The sequence below is a fragment of the Nonomuraea sp. NPDC050394 genome (genome assembly GCF_044459065.1).
In the GTDB taxonomy this organism is placed as follows: domain Bacteria; phylum Actinomycetota; class Actinomycetes; order Streptosporangiales; family Streptosporangiaceae; genus Nonomuraea.
The window spans coordinates 21,667-37,883 of sequence record NZ_JBITIO010000027.1 but is presented as its reverse complement, the minus strand read 5'-3'; the positions used below and the strand labels follow the sequence as shown (position 1 = coordinate 37,883).

Genomic DNA, 16,217 nt, shown 5'->3' with positions numbered 1-16,217 from the left:
CTCGTCCGTGCCATGTCATGGTTGTGTCACGGTCACACCGGCGGTGGTCGCCGTCGTCAAACGGTGACAAACGACAGACGACGCACACACATTCGGCGCCAATCGTAGTTCGTCATGAACGAACCACGCACCATCCCATCCCGGCCCCGAGATCGGCTGTTCGCCGTGGTCACGCTGATGCTCGCCGTACTCCTGCTGCCCGTGGCGCTCGCCCGCAACCCCGGCAGGGCCCGCGAACTGGCCTGCGGCTGGGCGCTGCGGATGCGCTTCCCCGCCGAGGACCTGACCGGGCTCACCGAGGGCGCCCTGGCGGCGTTCACCGCGGCGCGCACCGAGGCGTTCTGGCGTCACGGCCAGCTCATCGGCCTCACCTCGGGACACCGCGATCCCCTTGTCCAGCAACGGATGTTCGACGACGAGGTACGCCGCACCGGCTCCCCGGCCCTGGCCCGCATGCTGGTGCTACCACCGGCGGAATCCTGCCACGTCAAGGGCATCGCGCTGGACGTACGCCCTCACGAGGGCGCGCGCTGGCTGGAGGAACACGGCGCCCGCCACGACCTCTACCGCATGTACGACAACGAGTGGTGGCACTTCGAGCACCACCCGGAGCGCCGCGGCACACCACCGCGACGACGGCCCCACCCCGGCGTGTCCCACATGAGCGAGTACGGGAACCGGTATGCCGGCGGAGAGTGACAACACGTCCGGACTGCTGGGGCGGCGCCTGCGAGCGGCGCGCGAGGCGGCGTTCGTGGGGCGCGAGGAAGAGCTCGCGGTCTTCAACACGGCGTTGCACGGCGGCGGCGTCCTGTACGTGCACGGTCCCGGCGGCATCGGCAAGACGGCCCTGCTGCGACGGTTCGCCCGCGAGGCCGCGGCGGCGGGCCGGCCGGTGTCCATGGTGGACGGGCACGTGCCGGTGATCCGCGAGACGGACGCGGTGCTGCTCGTCGACGACTTCGAGCGCGTGCAAGGCCTGGAGGGATGGCTGCGCGAGCGGTACCTGCCGCGGGTGCCCTTGGGAGCGCTGGTGGTGATCGCGGGGCGCAACCCGCCGGACCTGCGGTGGCGGGCGGATCCCGGATGGGCCGGGGCACTGGAGGTGCTGCCGCTGCGCGACCTGCGGCCCGGAGACGCGCGGGCCCTGCTGGACTCCACCGGAGTGCCGGCCGAGTCGCGCGAGCCGCTGCTGGCCTTCGCCGGTGGTCATCCGCTGGCGTTGCTGCTCGGGGCGGCCGTGGCGGTGAAGGACGGCGGGCGGTGGACGCCGGATCAGGACGTGGTGGCCACGTTGCTGGACCAGCTGGTGGGCGAGCCGCCTTCGGCGGCGCACCGGCACGCCCTGGAGATCTGCGCGCACGCGCACACGACCACGGAGGACCTGCTGCGCGCCGTCCTGCCGCAGGACGCCGGGCCGTTGTTCCGGTGGTTGCGGCGGTTGCCGTTCGTGCGGCCGGGCAGGCTCGGACTGTTCCCGCACGACGTGGTACGGCAGGCCCTGGAGGCGGACCTGCGATGGCGCGATCCCCAGGGATACACGGCCATGCACGACCGCGTCCACGCGCATCTGGCGGACAGGGTGCGTACGGTGCGCGACGCGGAGGTGCCCGGCGCGGTGGCGGCACTGCTCTACCCGCACCGGGGCCCGAGTTCGCCCGCCGACGGCCGGTTCCGGGAAGAGCCCTTGCGGGAGGAGGACATCGGCACGCTGCTGCGGGTGGCGGCCGACGCGGAGGGTGCCGCGGGCCGCGCCGCCTTCTGGGCGGAACGTCAGCCGGAGGCGTTCCGGCTGTATCGACGGACCGAAACCGGCGAGCCCGTGGCCTTCACGGCGTGGCTGCGCCTGTCGGAACTCGACGAGGAGGAGCTGGCGGCCGACCCGGTGGTGGCCATGGCGTGGGCGCACGCGCGTGCCACCACGCCGTTGCGCGCCGGTGAGCATCTGGCGGTCAGCAGGACCTGGGCGCTGCCGCCGTATCGCGGAGACTCGCCGGTGATGGACCTGATCCGGTGCCGGGCGATCGGCGACTGCCTGCGCTCCGAACGGATGGCATGGTCCTACATCCAGGACGCGGAGCGCTACGGGATGCGGGCCATCTCCGACGATGCGGACACCCTGTTCGCCCACGACTGGCGCGCGGTGCCGGCGCGGGCGTGGCTGGAAGGGATGAACCGGCAGCCCGACGGCGGTCCCGGGGTCGCGCCGCTGGCGGTGCTGTCCCAGGCGGAGTTCGCCGCGGCGGTTCGCCAGGCGCTGCGCCAGTTGCCGCGCAAGGACGCGCTGGCCGATTCCCCGCTGACGCGCACCAGGCTGCTCGCCGAGCGGGCCGGGCAGAACCCGGCCACGGCCCTGGGCGAACTGCTCCGCCAGGCGATCGACGACCTGCGTGAGGACCCGCGCTCGGCCAAGCTCCACCGGGCGCTGTCCGTCACGTTCCTGCGCGGCACGCCCACTCAGGAACTGGCCGCGGAACGGCTCGGCCTCCCTCTCACCACCTACCGCCGACATCTGAGCGCCGGCATCGAACGCGTCCGAGCCGGCCTGTGGCACGGGGAGCTGTACGGCACCTGAACCGCAGAGGACGCGTCAGTCGGCGAGCGCGAAGCTGGCCGCCGCCTCCGCGTGCAGCCGGGCGCTCGGAAACACCGGAAGGGAGCTGTCCTCCGCGCGGATCAGCAGCTCGATCTCCGTACAGCCCAGGATGACGCCTTCGGCGCCGTCGTCCGCGAGGTCATCGATGATCTTGGTGTACGCGTCCCTGGACGAGTCGCTGAGCACCCCGCGCACCAGTTCGTCGAAGATCACGCGATGGACCAGTTCCCGCTGCTCACGCCGTGGGACGACCACGTCGAGGCCGTGGGCGGCCAGCCGATCGCGGTAGAAGGGCTGCTCCATGGTGAAGTGAGTGCCCAGCAGACCGACCTTGCGCATCCCCCCGGCGCGGATCTCGGCGCCCAGGATGTCGGCGATGTGCAGCACGGGGACGTTCACGGCCCGCTCCACGTCGTCGCTGACCCGGCTGAAGGTGTTGCTGCAGACGAGCAGGAGGTCGGCGCCGAGATCCTCCAGGTTCCGGCCCGCACCGGTCAGCAGGGTACTCACCTCCTCCCAGCGGTCGGCGAAGATGAGATCCTCGACGGTCGTGTAGTCGACCGACCAGATGAGGCTGTTGGCGGAGTGGCTGCCGCCGAGCCGCTCGCGTACCCGCTGGTTGATGATCTGGTAGTAGACCACCGTCGATTCCCAGCTCAGCCCGCCGATGAGACCGATCGTGCGCATGGAACTCCGTTTCACAGAATCGCCTGGGCCCCGGCCAGGGCACGGGCACAGACGCCGAGACCGATCTCGCTGGACGCCTTGACGAACACCACGTCGCCCGGTTCGACCAGCGCGGTGGCCAGCCTGAGCGCATCGGCCACGTCATCGGCGGCGTGGACGGCCACGCCCTGGCCGGAGGACTCCGCCGCCTCCGCCAGTGCGAGCGGATCCCCCGCTCCGACCGCGATCAGCACGTCGAAGCGGAGGTCGGCGACGAGCCGGCCGATCTCCGCGTGCCGGGCGCGGGAGGCGTCCGCCTGCTGCCCCATCGCGCCGAGCACGGCGACGGTACGGCGGGCGCCGGCCAGCGCCTTCACCGCCCGCAGCCCGGCCCGCATGGACTCGGGGCTGGCGTTGTAGGCGTCGTTGACGACGGTGATGCCGTCAGGTCGTTCGACGATCTCCATCCGCCCCGCGGAGCGGCGCCGGGCGGCGTTCAGCCCATCGGCGATCTCGGCGGCGTCCAGGCCGAGCGCGGTGGCGACGGCCGCGGCGGCCAGGGCGTTGCTCACCTGGTGCTCGCCGATGAGGCCGAGCTCGACCGGGGCCCGGCCGGAGGGCGTCACCAGCTCGAACGCGGCTCGCGCGCGATCGGTCATCCGCACGTCCTCGGCCCGCACGTGTGCCTGCGGCGGCCTGCCGTACAACAGAATCCTGGCCTTGGTGCGACCGGCCATGCCCATGACGTACGGGTCGTCGGCGTTGAGCAGCGCGAACCCGTCCGCCGGAAGTGCCTCGACCAGCTCGCCCTTGGCCTCGGCGACGTCGGCCGGCCCGGTTCCCAGACGTTCCACGTGCGCGCTGCCGACATTGAGCACCAGCCCGACCTGGGGCGGCGCGAGCCCGGTCAGGTACGTCAGGTCGCCCTTGCGGCCCGCGCCCATCTCCAGCACCAGGTATCGGGTGGTGGCATCGGCACGCAGCACCGTGAGCGGCAGCCCCAGCTCGTTGTTGAACGACCTGTCGGTGGCGACCGTCGCGGCGTGCCGTTCGAGCACCTGGGCCAGCAGGTCCTTGGTCGTGGTCTTGCCCACGGAGCCGGTCAGGCCGATCACGGCCGGGCTGATCTGTTCGAGCAGGTGCTTGGCCAGCAGGCCGATCGCGAGCTGGACGTCCTCGACCACGAGGGCGGGCACGCCGACGGGCCTTGAGGCCAGCACGGCGACGGCGCCCGCCGCGACGGCGCCGGCCGCGTAGTCGTGACCGTCGACGTGGGCGCCGGCCGTCGCCACGAACAGGCCGCCGGGCACGACCTCCCGGGAGTCGACCGCCGAGGGCGCCGTCACCAGCGCCCGCGGGCCGGGCACGTCACACAGGCGGGCGCCGACGACCCGCGCGATCGTGTCGAGCGTCATGGGGATCATGAGCCGCTCCTGGCGAACGCGAGGTCGATGAGGCGGCGCAGCAGGTCAGGGTAGGGGAGACCGCTCGCGGCCCACGCCCTGGCGTAGACCGAACGTGAGGTGAAGCCGGGCATGGTGTTGATCTCCAGCACGTACAGGCGTCCCGTGTCCTCCTCGTAGAGGAAGTCGACACGGGACAGGCCGTAGCCACCGATCGCCCGGAAGGCGCGCAGGGACAGCTCACGCACGTCCTCGGCCACCCGCTCCGGCAGCACCACCGGGATGGTGGCGATCTCGGCCTGGCTGAGGTACTTGGCCTCGTAGTCGAGCCACTCGCCGGGCACGATGAGCTCGCCGGGCGCCGAAGCGTCCGGAGAGTCATGGCCGCCGAGCACGCCGCAGATGAGCTCGCGCGCGTTCACCTCCTGCTCGACGATGACCACCCGGTCGTAGGCCAGCGCCAGATCCACGCCCGCGCGCAGTTCCTCCATGGAGGTGACACGGGAGATGCCGATGGAGGAGCCCATGCCGGCCGGTTTGACGTACATCGGCCAGTCGAGTGACTTCACCAGACCCCAGGAGTCGGTGGTGGTACGCCATTCGTGCCCGGTGAACCACACATGTGGGGTGACCGGAATGTCCTCCGCCAGGAAGGCGCGCCGCATCGCGACCTTGTCCATGGCCACGGCGGAGGCCAGGACGCCGCAGCCCACGTACGGGATGCCCAGGGTCTCCAGGTGGCCCTGGACGACGCCGTCCTCGCCGAACGGCCCGTGCAGCACGGGGAAGACCACGTCCACCCGGTCGCGTCGCAGCTCCACCGGCCATCTGCCCTGCCGGTCGATGATGACGGCGACGGGGTCGTACAGATCCCTCGGCAGGGCGTCGAGCACCGCGTGCGCCGACTGCAGCGACACCTCATGCTCCGCCGACGGCCCACCCGCCAGTACGGCCACACGTACGCGTTGAGTCACGATCTGATCAGCCTTCCTCAGCGACACGGAGACAGCGCCGCCGGCGCCGTGGTGTTCGGCGTCGCCGGCTCAGCCTGCCGAGTGTCGAGCTTCGGGCCGACCATTTCCCAGGCCATTTACCGTCCAGTTCCTGACCACAGCGACAGCTCGACCAGCAAGGAGACGATGGGGTCCGGCCAGGCGGAGGCGGCGAAAACGGGAAGGAGACGATGGGGTCCGGCCAGGCGGAGGCGGCGAAAGCCGGGAAACGCCGAGAGTTCGCGGCACTTCTGCGGGCTCGCCACGCCCAGGTCACGCCGTGGCAGGCCGGGCTGACCCACTCCCCGCCGCTCGACGAGGACCAGCTCGACGAGGGTCGGCTCGACTACCAGCGCGAGCTGGCCGGCCCGGCGCCGCGCGAGCTGGGGTGCGGGCAGATCGGCGTACGGCCTCGAACATGCGGGTGGCCCGACTCTCACCTACCCCGGTCAGGTGATGTCGGGCCACACGGCGATCGTTGTGCGGGCTACACGCCGCTTCAGGGCGGCTTCCGTGGTTGTCTGAGTGATCTCGTCAACGGTTCGCTTTCGGATCTGGTTCATCAGGCGAGAAGGCGGGCTCTGACGAACGGGGAGACAGGGCGGGCCTAGAAGAATCTCAGGCGCTCAGGGTGTTCCTGATCGGGGTCATGGACGTAGACCTTGCCGCCGTCGTGGTCGATGCGCTCAAGGTAGGCGTAGACCTGCAGAGCGCGATTGATGATGTCGGTCTTGCTGTCGCCGGACAACTCCACTGCCTCTTCCAGTGCGCGAGCTGCGCGCTGGGTCAGGTTGACCGTGACGCGCTCAAGCTTCGCTGTAGTGGTGGGAGTCCCGTCGACAGCAGGTCCGTTCTTGGTCATTCGTGATCCCTCGCGATAAGGGGCTGTGTCGTGCTTCGCCAGTCGCACAGCCAGACAGACCAACGTGGATCGAGCTCACACGTCTGTCTGCGTCCGGGGGGAACGATTGAAATGTCAGGTTGGTGGGGAGGGGTGGTCGATCGCGCAGTCGACCTGCGTATATTCGGCGCGCTCTTGGTGGCGCGAACGCCCAAAGCCTCGCGGAGGAAGGTTTCACTCGCGGAGGGGGGCACGCTGGGCCTGGGGCGCCGGCGGCGCGCTCGTAGAACGATGGTGCGTCACGTGGGTGGTAGATCTGACACCGATCTCCACCTGCGTTTCGAGGGATGCGGGGACATACGACCTCCAACTAATTCGTCGGGATGCACGCGCACCACAGTACGCAGGCATACATCGTACGTCAAGCAATTACCTGCATGTTAGCTGCTTCTTTACGTGCAGAAGACTGCAGGAAGACATACGTAATCATCGCATCGTGTGCGTGTGATGTGGCCTTGACGTGATGTTGGGTGCTACAGTGCGGCCTGGAGACCACGCCCAGGCACGTGAGGTGCACTGTGTGTGCTGGTCGAAGGGGTTAGTCGCTGTTCGTTTACCTGCCGCGCGCCAGCGCAGGCAATGATCAGAAAGCCACCCGCCAGTGCGTAAATCAAAAGTCGACGCCGACACAGATCTGACGCAAGAGGAAGGTGAGCCCACCTCGCGCGCGGACGTACTGCCCGCCCGCCAGAAGATCAACGTTGATCTTGACCTGAAGAACCTGCGTTTCACGATCACCACAGAATCGAGGGATGACGCCTCTTTCGGACCGGCCCTGTCCATCCTGCTGATCGCGCTCGCCGGCCTCGTCCCCGGCACGGGAATCGGCATACTGCTCTGGCTGGCCACCGCCCCACCCTGGCTTATCGCCGTCGCCGCAGCAGCAACCACCACCGGCTGTATCACCGCGTCTCTGTTCTGGCTCCGATCCCAGACCCGGCGCCGCAGATCGGCCGACTGACGCTCTACCTGGAGGAGGCCGCACGCGTCACACCGGAGGCGCGCGCGGACCACATCACGAACACGTACGACCGACCGCCCATGCAAGCCATGACCTGAAGCTCAATCCGCGCCCGAGCTTCCCGTCTGGTCTCCTCATGTCCGGGCCTTGTCCCACCCGGACAGCCAGGCGCACCTCCCTTCGGCGGGCGCATCCGACAGCCATGACGCGGGGCCCGCGACGAGAACGCGTCACCCTCTCCGGGGGGGCGTCCCGGAGAGGAACCTGCCCGAAGCCAGTGCCGCCGACCTGATGCGCGGCTACCGTCCTGGCGTCCGCGAAGCCCGGGACGCGCGGCAAACATGATCGAGGGGCGAGTCCTACCTGGGCCCCTACGACCGCGAGGTCTACGGGCAGGCGTCGAACACCACCCACGCCGAGCGCCTGCGGCTCATCGTGCCCGGCGTGGAGCACCTGATGGTCGGCTATCAGCACTATGTGACCCGGCGGCGCTGGGACTTCCTGGTCCGCCACCTGATGGGCGCCGAGCCCCTGAGGACTACCGGCTCGCTCCCATCCCCTTCGACCCCTCCATGATCTGACAAAACATGAAACCGCTCGTCCTGGGCGGCACCCCATCACGTGAACCGTGACGAGAGCGCCCGCTCGTCGAGGCCGGTCTGAGCGCCCGCCGCGCGACACCCTCGCCGGCACCTGGGCCTGGCTCCAGTCCGAGGGCGAGGCGCAACTCGACGACATCGCGAGGCGGGCGGGGGTGGGAAAGGCGGGGCTGGTGCGTGCCGATCTGACGGGGGAGGACGTGCCCGCGTTCACGCGCCCCCGGCCTTGAGGTCGTGCCGGTACGGCGAAGCGGCCCCCGGAATCATCTGCCTCCCAGGTAGAGAGCCGCGATCTCGGGGTGGTCCGCGATTTCCCGGGCGGTTCCGGCGAGGCGGACCCTGCCGCCCTCCATCACCACCCCGTGCGTGGCCAGACCCAGGCCCAGCCGTACATTCTGCTCCACGAGCAGGATGGTCACCCCGTCGGCGTTGAGGCTGTGGATGAGGTCGGCGACGCCGGCCAGGCTGCGCGGATCGAGGCCGAGCGACGGTTCGTCGAGCAGCAGCACGGCCGGGCCGAGCATGAGGCAGCGGGCGATCTCCACCATCCGCCGCTGGCCGCCGCTGAGGTTGCCCGCGCGGTCCTCTGCCCGCTCGGCCACCAGCGGGACCTTCTCGCCGACCTGCTCCAGCCGCCGGCGCAGCAGCTTCCTGTCGCGGCGGATCAGGTAGCCGCCCATCAGCACGTTCTCCCGCACGGACATCGCGGGGAAGAGTGCCCGCGACTGCGGCACCTGAGCCACGCCGCGGCGCAGGATCTCCTCGGGGCCGCACCCGCCGAGCCGCGTGCCGTTCAGGGTGATCTCGCCGATCTCGGGGGAGATCAGTCCGCTCAGCACGCGCAGCACCGTGGACTTGCCCGCGCCGTTCGGGCCGACGACGCAGGTGATGGACCGCCCGGCGCACTCCAGGTCGACGCCGTGCAGGACGCGGCCGCCGCCGTACCCCGCCACGACGCCCTTCATGGTCAGCACGTCACACCCCCAGGTAGGCGTCCAGGACCAGCGGGTCCCGCCTGATGCGGCCGGGCGGTCCCTCCACCAGCGGGGAACCGGCGGAGAAGACGATGACCGGGTCGCACAGCTCGCTCACCAGCGGGATGTTGTGCTCGACCACCAGGAACGTCACGCCGCGCGCGTTCGCTTCGCGGATGACCTCGACCAGGCGGCCGAACAGGCTCGGATTGACGCCACCCGCGGGCTCGTCGAGGAGGACGAGCTTGGGATCGAGCATGAGGACCTGGGCGAGTTCGACGAGTTTCTGCTGGCCGTACGAGAGAGCCCCGGCCTTCTGGTGCGCCATCCTGCCCAGGCCGACCAGGTCGAGCAGTTCCTTCGCGCGCTCGGCTTCGTGCCCTCTGACCGCGTTCGCGAGCATCGTGCGCCGGCGCCCGTCGGGCAGGGGCGCGACCACGTTCTCCCGCACGGTCATCTCCTTGAACAGCCGCGTCACCTGGTAGGTACGGCCCAGCCCCAGGTGCGCGCGGGTCCAGGGCGGCAGCCGGTCGATACGGCGGCCGTCGAACCAGATCTCGCCTCCGTCCGGTCGGAGCCCGCCGGTGACCAGGTTGAACAGGGTGGTCTTGCCGGAGCCGTTGGGGCCGATCAGCGCGGTGATCGTGCCCTCCCGGACGACCAGGCTCGCGTCGTCGACCGCGGTCAGGCCGCCGAAGCGCTTGCTCAGTCCGCGGACCTGCAGCAACGGTTCGCCCGGCGGCCTCGGCGTGTGGACGACGCCGCGGGCTACCTGTTGTTCGATGTACGCGACGGGCTCGGGATGCCGCCTGGCCCACCAGGCCCGCACGGTCGGCAGGATTCCCTCCGGCAGGAAGAGAACGACCAGCACCAGCACCAGCCCGAAGATCAGCACCCGTGACTGCGTGCCGCCGTAGACGGTGGCCGCCTCGCTCAGGAACTGCACCAGGAACGCGCCCAGCACCGGCCCGTACAGCGTCCCGCGCCCGCCGAGCAGCGCCGCCAGCACGATCGTGACGCTGCCGAGCATGGAGAACGCGCCGGTCGGACTGACGAAGGTCAGGAAATAGGCGTACACGCCGCCCGCGACGCCGATGAAGAACGCGCTCGCCGCGTAGGCGGTGACCTTGAACCGGGTGGTGTTCACCCCGATCGAACCGGCCTTGCCCTCGTCCTCACGAATCGCCACCAGTCCCGTGCCGAGCTTGGTACGGCGCAGCCACCCGCTGAAGGCCACCGTCACCACCAGCAGCCCGAGGAACAGGTAGTAGAACGGGAGGTTCTGGTAGTCGCGGCTCCAGAAGGGCAGTTCGAGCGCCAGGCCGTCCGAACCCCCGGTGAGGCCGCGGGCATTGGTGGCCAGGATCTGCGCCGCGAGCAGCATCGCGATCGTGATGATCACGAAGGCGTGCCCGCGGGTCCTCAGCACCACCGACCCGATGCCCAGCGCGACCACCACCGCGGTGATGCCGCCGATGGGCGCCACCCAGAGCGGATTCATCCCGAGATTCACGGACAGGATGCCTGCCGTGTAGGCGCCGAGCCCGAGGAACATGCCATGCCCCAGCGAGACGTATCCGGCATACCCCGAGATGATGTTCCACCCCGATGCCTGGATCGCCAGCAGGAACGCCAGCAGCAGCACGGCCTGGGGATACGGCTGCCACGGATTCACCACCGGGTAGGCGGCCAGTACCGCCAGGCACCCGGCAACCACCCACCGCCTCATGCCGCGTCCTCCCGAATCCGGGCGCCGAACAGCCCCTGCGGCCTGAACAGCAGCACCACCATGATCACCAGGTAGAACACCAGCGTCGACCAGGTCAGCGAGCCGTACGTGGCGGTCAGCGTCTCGGCCAGTCCCAGCATCACCGCACCCGCCAGCGCGCCCGGCAGGCTGCCCATCCCGCCGAGCACCACGATCCCGAGCAGCTTGGAGATCCACTCGTAGTGGGAGGCGGGGAAGAACGGATACAGCACCGACAGGATCGAACCGCCCACCCCGGCCGTCGCCGTGCCCAGGGCGAAGGCCAGCGCCGCCGTACCCGACGCGCCCACGCCCACCAGCGCCGCGCCCGCCGGGTTCTGGGTCGCCGCCCGGATGGCCCGGCCGGTCCAGGTCCCGGTCAGCACGCCGTACAGTGCTCCCAGGACGAGGACGGCGGCCAGGAAGCCGAACACCTGCGCCTTCGGCAGCGAGATCGCGCCGATCCCGAAGGACTCCTCGAAGTACGGCGGCGTGGCCGAGCGGAACCGGTTGCCCGCGATGATCGTCAGTAGCCCCTCGATGATCAACGCCAGGCCGAACGTGAGGAGCACGGACATCGCGGGCGAGGCGTCCTTGACGCGCGAGACGAGAAGCCGGTGGATCAGCCAGCCCAGCCCCGCCATCAGCGGCGTGGTGACGACCGCCGCCATGATCGGATCCACGCCCGTCCGCCGCCACAGCCACCAGGTGGCCAACGCCACCAGCACCAGGAACGCGCCGTGGGTGATGTTCACGATGCGCATCACGCCGAAGATCAGGGTCAGGCCGGAGGCCATGAGCGCGTAGACGCCGCCGATCAGCAGGCCCAGGGCGACCGCCTGGACGAACTGGGTCATCGAGCCGCCTTCCAGCCGGGCTTGGGGTTGACCACGTTCGCCGTGGTGGCCAGGTTCTTCGGGGCGATCACCTCGACCGTGCCGCCCTGCCACTGCGCGAGCATGAACGAGCCCTTCGGCTCGCCGGTCGGCATCCAGCTCAGCGGGCCGAGAATGGTCTCGACCGTGTTCGCGTGCAGCCAGGCGCTGATCTTCTCCTGGTCCACCGCGCCGACCTTCTCCGTCGCCGCCTGCAGTACCTGGGCGGCGGCGAAGGCGTCGGCGGCGTCCTCCGCGGGCGGGGCGTTGCCGTGGGCCTTGCGGTAGGCGGCCACGAACTCCGCGTTCAGCGGCGTCTTCGCCTTCTCGTTCCAGCTCACCGTGTACAGCACGCCCTCGGTACTGGCGGTGCCGACGCCGTTGGCGTACTGCTCGCCGTTGCTGGGGGCGCTGGTCTGGAAGAGCATCTTGGGTGAGTAGCCGAGCTGCTTGAGCGCCCTGACCAGGCCCACACCGTCCTCGAAGACCGCCCCCTGGGCGATCAGGTCGGGCTTGAGGGTGCCCAGGGTCGTGGCGAGCGTCTGGAAGTTGGTCGTGTCGCCGGGATAGACATCGGTGTTGACGGTCCTGACGCCCTGGGCCTCCAGCTGGGCGCGCAGGGAGTCGATCACCGGCTTGGCGAAGGGGTCGTCCTGGCTGGGGTACGCGGCCGTCTTCGGGCGCCGGTTCTCCGGTAACGACCTGATCCACTCGGCGAACACGTCCGCCTGGTGGCCCGAGGCCGCGGGCTGGGCGAAGAACAGGTGCTTGAAGCCGCGCTCGAACATCTTGGCCGCGCCGCCCGCCGGCTCGATGAACACCATCCGGTTCTTCTCGGCAACCGCCGACGCCGGGTAGTTGAGCAGTGAGGAGAACGTACCCAGCACGAAGTCGACGCGGTCCTGGGTGATCAGCTTGGTGTAGTCGGCGACCACGGTGTCCTGGTTGCTGGCGTCGTCGACGATCTTCAGCCGGACCTTCCTCCCGAGCATGCCGCCCTTGGCGTTGACCAGGTCCCGCCAGACCTCGTAGCCACGCTTGGCCTCGCCACCCGGCTGCGCGAAGTCCCCGCTGAGAGGCAGCGAGATCCCGATGACGAGATCTCCGCCGCCACCGCGCTGCGCCGAGGGCGGCTGACCGCAGGCCGCCAGTGCCAGGACCGTCGCCGCGGCCAGCGCCATCCGCCTCATGGCCTTCTCCCTACGCAATCGATTGCGTTACGGAGGAGCATGAAAGCGGTCTGGCTCGCTGTCAATAGGAGAAGGAGCCTGGATAGGCTGGCGCAATCGAATGCGCACCTGTCGTCGCTGCCTTGGTGGCCGGGCTCCACGATCCTGGGCCGCTCGAAGGACTGGGCCACGGTCCTGCGGGCCTCACGATGTTCGCCGGCGGCGAGCCGGGAGCCTGCCGGCATCGTTGACACGCCCGCGCCCTGACCTTACATTCCCGTTGTCAAACCCAGGGCTCGATCGCGGTTCTCGGCGGCTTCCCGTTGCTGCGATCGAGGAGTCATCATGAGTGTCAACAGGCGCACCCTGCTCACCGCAGGGGCCACCGCCGCGGCGTTCGCCGCCGCCGGAAGCTCCACGTCGGCTATGGCGTCCACCACGGAGCTCATCGGCATCGACGTCCACGCGCACGGTGTACCCAACGGCCTCATACCGGTGCTGAAGGCGCGGGGATCGGCGTACGACATCGAGGTCATCGAATCCCCGGGGGAGACCAGGATCCGGCTCGGCTCCGTCACCACCGGTCCGCTCGATCCGCGCTTATCCGACCTCGCCGCCCGCATCGCGACCATGAACCGCACCGGCGTCGAACGTCAGCTGCTGTCACCGTTCATCGGCCTGACCGGCTACCACCTGCCGGACGCGGCCGGGCGCTGGTACAGCAGGGTGCACAACGAAACCATGGCGCAGACCACCCGGACGGCGCCGCACCGCTTCACCCCCATGGCCACCGTCCCGCTGCAGTCGGCCGGTGCCGCGGACGAACTGGTCTACGCCGTCGAGCGGCTGGGCATGGCCGGTGTGGAAATTTCCACAGACACTGGCAACGGCAACCTCGACGACGACAGTGTTGAACCGTTCTGGGAAGCCGCCGAGAACCTGCGAGCCCTCGTCCTCATCCACCCCTCGGCATCCGCCCGCGTCCAGCTCCCCCACCGGCTCGGCAATTTCGTGGGGAATCCATCGGACACCACACTCGCCATCGCCCGGCTCATGTTCGGCGGTGTCCTGGATCGCCACCCGGATCTGCGGATCTGCCTCGTCCACGGCGGCGGATTCCTCCCCTACCAGGCGGGCCGGCTCGAACGCGGCTTCCGTGTCTACGGCGGAGACCACATCAGGACCTCCCCGCTGGAACTGCTCCGCCGGCTCTCCTACGACACCGTGCTGCACTCGCCCGGCAGAGTCCGCACGCTGATCGACCTCGTCGGACTCGACCGTGTCCTGCTGGGCACCGACTACCCCTTCGACATGGGCGACCCCACCCCACAGCGAACGCTGGCCGCGATTCCCGGGCTGCGTGAGCATGAGCGCCGGCAAATCGCCAGAAAGAACGCCGAACGCCTGATCCGCCCCCAGACTGACCTGTCCGATCCCGCGGCAGCGCACTGAGACGACCGAGGGCTCCCGGCCGGACGATGCCCCGGCCGGGAGCCCCGCAAGAGACTCCCTCGGCGGCCTGCCGCGGGTCCAGCCGAAGGAGCGCTCCCCATCCATGCTGATCCGGAGACGGGCCGCTCGGCACGGGCGTCATCTCCCGGCGATGACCAGGCGGAACCAAGGGAACAGCACCGTCCCGCTGATCACGCGCTGCGCCTGGATCGCGAGCCCGGCGGCGGCCAGATGGCGGGACAGGCGGTCGGGGCGTTGGCGGGAGTACAGGCGGCGAGGCGGTGGATGGGTCAGGTCGGCGTAGGCGAACACCCCGCCGGGGGCGAGCACGCGGGCGATCTCACGCAGCCCGGCGGCCAGGTCGTGCCAGTGGCGGCAGCTCAAGGTGGCGGTGACCACGTCCGCGCCGGCGTCGGTGAGCGGCAGCCGTTCCGCCCGCGCCCGCACCAGCCCGGAACCGGACGGGCGGGGGCGGGCGGCGGTGAGCATGGCGTGGGCGGCGTCCACCCCGATCAGGCGCGCGTCCGGATAGCGCTCGCGCGCGCGCCGGAGCAGGCGCCCGGTGGCGCAGCCCACGTCCACCAGCACGCCGGGTGGCGGCCGGTGGCTGTCCAGCAGGTCCAGCAGGGCGGCCTGTACGGGCTCGCTCACGGCGGCCGGCAGGCTGTCGTCGTAGCCCGCCGCCCAGCGTTCGAACCGCCCCATGCCTTCAGTGTCAGGTACGGCGGGCGATCGCGGTGATCAGCGGCTGGACGAGTTTGGCGGCCAGCGGCCCGAAGGCGGCCAGGATGAGGACGTAGGCGGCGGCCAGCGGCCCGAGGTCGGGGTGTGCTCCCGCGGCGACGGCCAGCCCGGCGATGACGATGTTGAATTCGCCGCGGGGGATGAGGGCGATGCCGGCGCGGGCTTGGCCGGCTTTGGCGATCCCGGCGCGGCGGGCGGCGTAGGCGCCGGTGAGCAGTTTGGTGATCATGCTGACGACGGCCAGGAGGATGGCCAGTCCGGCGACGGGCAGGATGGCGGCGGGGTCGGTCTGCAGTCCGAAGAAGACGAAGAAGACGGCGGCGAACAGGTCGCGTACCGGGGCGAGCAGGGTGCGGGCTTCGTGGGCGAGTTCGCCGGACAGGGCGATGCCGACGAGGAAGGCGCCGACGGCGGCGGAGACCTGGAGTTTGGTGGCGATGCCGGCGACCAGGAGCGCGAGCCCGATCACCTTGAGGAGCAGGACCTCGCTGGAGGGGCTGGCGACGAACTTTTCGATGTAGTGGCCGAAGCGCAGCGCGATGAGCAGGACGACGCTGACGGTCGCCAGCGCGATGCCGACGGTCACGGCGCCGCCGGCGAAGCTGACTCCGGCCAGCATGGCGGTGAGGATAGGCAGGTAGAGGGCCATGGTGAGGTCTTCGAAGACCAGGAGCGACAGGACGACGGGGGTTTCCCGGTTGCCGATCCAGCCCAGGTCGGACAGGACTTTGGCGGTGATGCCGGAGGAGGTGGCGTAGGTGACGCCGGCCATCGCGACGGCGGCGACGGGGCCCCAGCCGAGCAGCAGGGCGAGGATCGCGCCCGGCGCGGCGTTGAGCACCAGGTCCACGAGGCCGGCGCGGGCGTTGCCGCGCAGCGAGGTGACGAGCTCAGAGGCGTTGTACTCCAGGCCGAGGGTCAGCAGCAGGAGGATGACGCCGATCTCGGCCCCGGTGGCGATGAACTCGCCGCTGGTTGCCAGGGGGAGAATGCCGCCCTGGCCGAAGGCGAGCCCGGCCACGAGGTAGAGCGGGATCGGGGAGATACCGGCCCGAACCGCTAAGGCGCCGAGCACGCCGAGGCCGAGGATGATGGCGCCGAGTTCGAGGATGAGGATGGCGGTGTGGTGCACGCGGTG

Annotated in this window: 15 protein-coding genes; 4 read left to right on the top strand and 11 right to left on the bottom strand. The window is 70.1% G+C overall.

Features of this window, described 5'->3' with window-relative positions; genetic code table 11:
• The first annotated feature begins 114 nt into the window (after positions 1-114).
• A complete protein-coding gene (gene vanY-N, locus ACIBKY_RS52350; protein WP_397109727.1) occupies positions 115-699 on the top strand; it encodes a D,D-peptidase/D,D-carboxypeptidase VanY-N in 585 nt (194 codons plus the stop codon).
• Positions 683-2,575: an AAA family ATPase gene (locus ACIBKY_RS52345; protein WP_397109725.1), complete on the top strand. Its 1,893-nt coding sequence runs from the start codon at positions 683-685 to the stop codon at positions 2,573-2,575. The genes vanY-N and ACIBKY_RS52345 overlap by 17 nt, the downstream gene beginning before the upstream one ends.
• A gap of 15 nt (positions 2,576-2,590) precedes the next feature.
• Here ACIBKY_RS52345 and ACIBKY_RS52340 read toward each other — a convergent pair whose 3' ends face one another.
• From ACIBKY_RS52340 to ACIBKY_RS52320, 5 genes are all read right to left on the bottom strand, one after another.
• Entirely contained in the window at positions 2,591-3,283 is a 693-nt protein-coding gene (locus ACIBKY_RS52340; protein WP_397109723.1) for an aspartate/glutamate racemase family protein, read from the bottom strand.
• An 11-nt stretch (positions 3,284-3,294) separates the two neighbouring features.
• Positions 3,295-4,686: a UDP-N-acetylmuramoyl-tripeptide--D-alanyl-D-alanine ligase gene (murF, locus tag ACIBKY_RS52335; RefSeq protein WP_397109721.1), complete on the bottom strand. Its 1,392-nt coding sequence runs from the start codon at positions 4,684-4,686 to the stop codon at positions 3,295-3,297.
• Positions 4,683-5,639 carry a D-alanine--D-alanine ligase family protein gene (locus tag ACIBKY_RS52330; protein WP_397109719.1) on the bottom strand — a complete coding sequence of 319 codons (957 nt, stop codon included), beginning with the start codon at positions 5,637-5,639 and terminating at the stop codon, positions 4,683-4,685. The genes murF and ACIBKY_RS52330 overlap by 4 nt, the downstream gene beginning before the upstream one ends.
• 116 nt (positions 5,640-5,755) lie before the next feature.
• Positions 5,756-6,097, bottom strand: coding sequence for a hypothetical protein (locus tag ACIBKY_RS52325; protein WP_397109718.1), 342 nt, complete (start codon positions 6,095-6,097; stop codon positions 5,756-5,758).
• Between the two features lie 167 nt (positions 6,098-6,264).
• The gene (locus ACIBKY_RS52320; RefSeq protein WP_397109716.1) at positions 6,265-6,519 is read right to left on the bottom strand and encodes a hypothetical protein; all 255 of its coding nucleotides are present in this window, start codon (positions 6,517-6,519) and stop codon (positions 6,265-6,267) included.
• Positions 6,520-7,159: 640 nt separating this feature from the next.
• Here ACIBKY_RS52320 and ACIBKY_RS52315 point away from each other — a divergent pair.
• Positions 7,160-7,519 carry a hypothetical protein gene (locus ACIBKY_RS52315; protein WP_397109714.1) on the top strand — a complete coding sequence of 120 codons (360 nt, stop codon included), beginning with the start codon at positions 7,160-7,162 and terminating at the stop codon, positions 7,517-7,519.
• An 862-nt stretch (positions 7,520-8,381) separates the two neighbouring features.
• Here the strand turns inward: ACIBKY_RS52315 and ACIBKY_RS52310 are convergent.
• The 4 genes from ACIBKY_RS52310 to ACIBKY_RS52295 are packed head-to-tail and all read right to left on the bottom strand — an operon-like array spanning position 8,382 to position 12,904.
• Positions 8,382-9,083 carry an ABC transporter ATP-binding protein gene (locus ACIBKY_RS52310; RefSeq protein ID WP_397109814.1) on the bottom strand — a complete coding sequence of 234 codons (702 nt, stop codon included), beginning with the start codon at positions 9,081-9,083 and terminating at the stop codon, positions 8,382-8,384.
• A gap of 10 nt (positions 9,084-9,093) precedes the next feature.
• Positions 9,094-10,821 (bottom strand): branched-chain amino acid ABC transporter ATP-binding protein/permease, encoded by a 1,728-nt coding sequence (locus tag ACIBKY_RS52305; RefSeq protein WP_397109712.1) that lies wholly within the window; start codon positions 10,819-10,821, stop codon positions 9,094-9,096.
• Positions 10,818-11,696, bottom strand: a complete 879-nt coding sequence (locus ACIBKY_RS52300) for a branched-chain amino acid ABC transporter permease (protein WP_397109710.1) — start codon at positions 11,694-11,696, stop codon at positions 10,818-10,820. The genes ACIBKY_RS52305 and ACIBKY_RS52300 overlap by 4 nt, the downstream gene beginning before the upstream one ends.
• The gene (locus ACIBKY_RS52295) at positions 11,693-12,904 is read right to left on the bottom strand and encodes an amino acid ABC transporter substrate-binding protein (RefSeq protein ID WP_397109708.1); all 1,212 of its coding nucleotides are present in this window, start codon (positions 12,902-12,904) and stop codon (positions 11,693-11,695) included. Before ACIBKY_RS52295 ends, ACIBKY_RS52300 begins: the two co-directional genes overlap by 4 nt.
• Positions 12,905-13,228: 324 nt before the next feature.
• Here ACIBKY_RS52295 and ACIBKY_RS52290 point away from each other — a divergent pair, with 324 nt between their 5' ends.
• Positions 13,229-14,335 (top strand): amidohydrolase family protein, encoded by a 1,107-nt coding sequence (locus ACIBKY_RS52290; RefSeq protein WP_397109706.1) that lies wholly within the window; start codon positions 13,229-13,231, stop codon positions 14,333-14,335.
• A gap of 138 nt (positions 14,336-14,473) precedes the next feature.
• Here the strand turns inward: ACIBKY_RS52290 and ACIBKY_RS52285 are convergent, their stop codons facing one another.
• Entirely contained in the window at positions 14,474-15,040 is a 567-nt protein-coding gene (locus ACIBKY_RS52285) for a class I SAM-dependent methyltransferase (RefSeq protein ID WP_397109704.1), read from the bottom strand.
• Positions 15,041-15,050: 10 nt separating this feature from the next.
• Positions 15,051-16,211 carry a cation:proton antiporter gene (locus ACIBKY_RS52280; RefSeq protein ID WP_397109702.1) on the bottom strand — a complete coding sequence of 387 codons (1,161 nt, stop codon included), beginning with the start codon at positions 16,209-16,211 and terminating at the stop codon, positions 15,051-15,053.
• Between the last annotated feature and the right edge of the window lie 6 nt (positions 16,212-16,217).

What these genes read in the sequence shown, in the direction of transcription:
- ACIBKY_RS52295 (WP_397109708.1), bottom strand. Translation starts at nt 12,904, where the DNA reads ATGAGGCGGATGGCGCTGGCCGCGGCGACGGTCCTGGCACTGGCGGCC.
- ACIBKY_RS52290 (WP_397109706.1), top strand. Translation starts at nt 13,229, where the DNA reads ATGAGTGTCAACAGGCGCACCCTGCTCACCGCAGGGGCCACCGCCGCG.
- ACIBKY_RS52340 (WP_397109723.1), bottom strand. Translation starts at nt 3,283, where the DNA reads ATGCGCACGATCGGTCTCATCGGCGGGCTGAGCTGGGAATCGACGGTG.
- ACIBKY_RS52300 (WP_397109710.1), bottom strand. Translation starts at nt 11,696, where the DNA reads ATGACCCAGTTCGTCCAGGCGGTCGCCCTGGGCCTGCTGATCGGCGGC.
- ACIBKY_RS52285 (WP_397109704.1), bottom strand. Translation starts at nt 15,040, where the DNA reads ATGGGGCGGTTCGAACGCTGGGCGGCGGGCTACGACGACAGCCTGCCG.
- murF (WP_397109721.1), bottom strand. Translation starts at nt 4,686, where the DNA reads ATGATCCCCATGACGCTCGACACGATCGCGCGGGTCGTCGGCGCCCGC.
- ACIBKY_RS52310 (WP_397109814.1), bottom strand. Translation starts at nt 9,083, where the DNA reads ATGAAGGGCGTCGTGGCGGGGTACGGCGGCGGCCGCGTCCTGCACGGC.
- vanY-N (WP_397109727.1), top strand. Translation starts at nt 115, where the DNA reads ATGAACGAACCACGCACCATCCCATCCCGGCCCCGAGATCGGCTGTTC.
- ACIBKY_RS52345 (WP_397109725.1), top strand. Translation starts at nt 683, where the DNA reads ATGCCGGCGGAGAGTGACAACACGTCCGGACTGCTGGGGCGGCGCCTG.
- ACIBKY_RS52320 (WP_397109716.1), bottom strand. Translation starts at nt 6,519, where the DNA reads ATGACCAAGAACGGACCTGCTGTCGACGGGACTCCCACCACTACAGCG.
- ACIBKY_RS52305 (WP_397109712.1), bottom strand. Translation starts at nt 10,821, where the DNA reads ATGAGGCGGTGGGTGGTTGCCGGGTGCCTGGCGGTACTGGCCGCCTAC.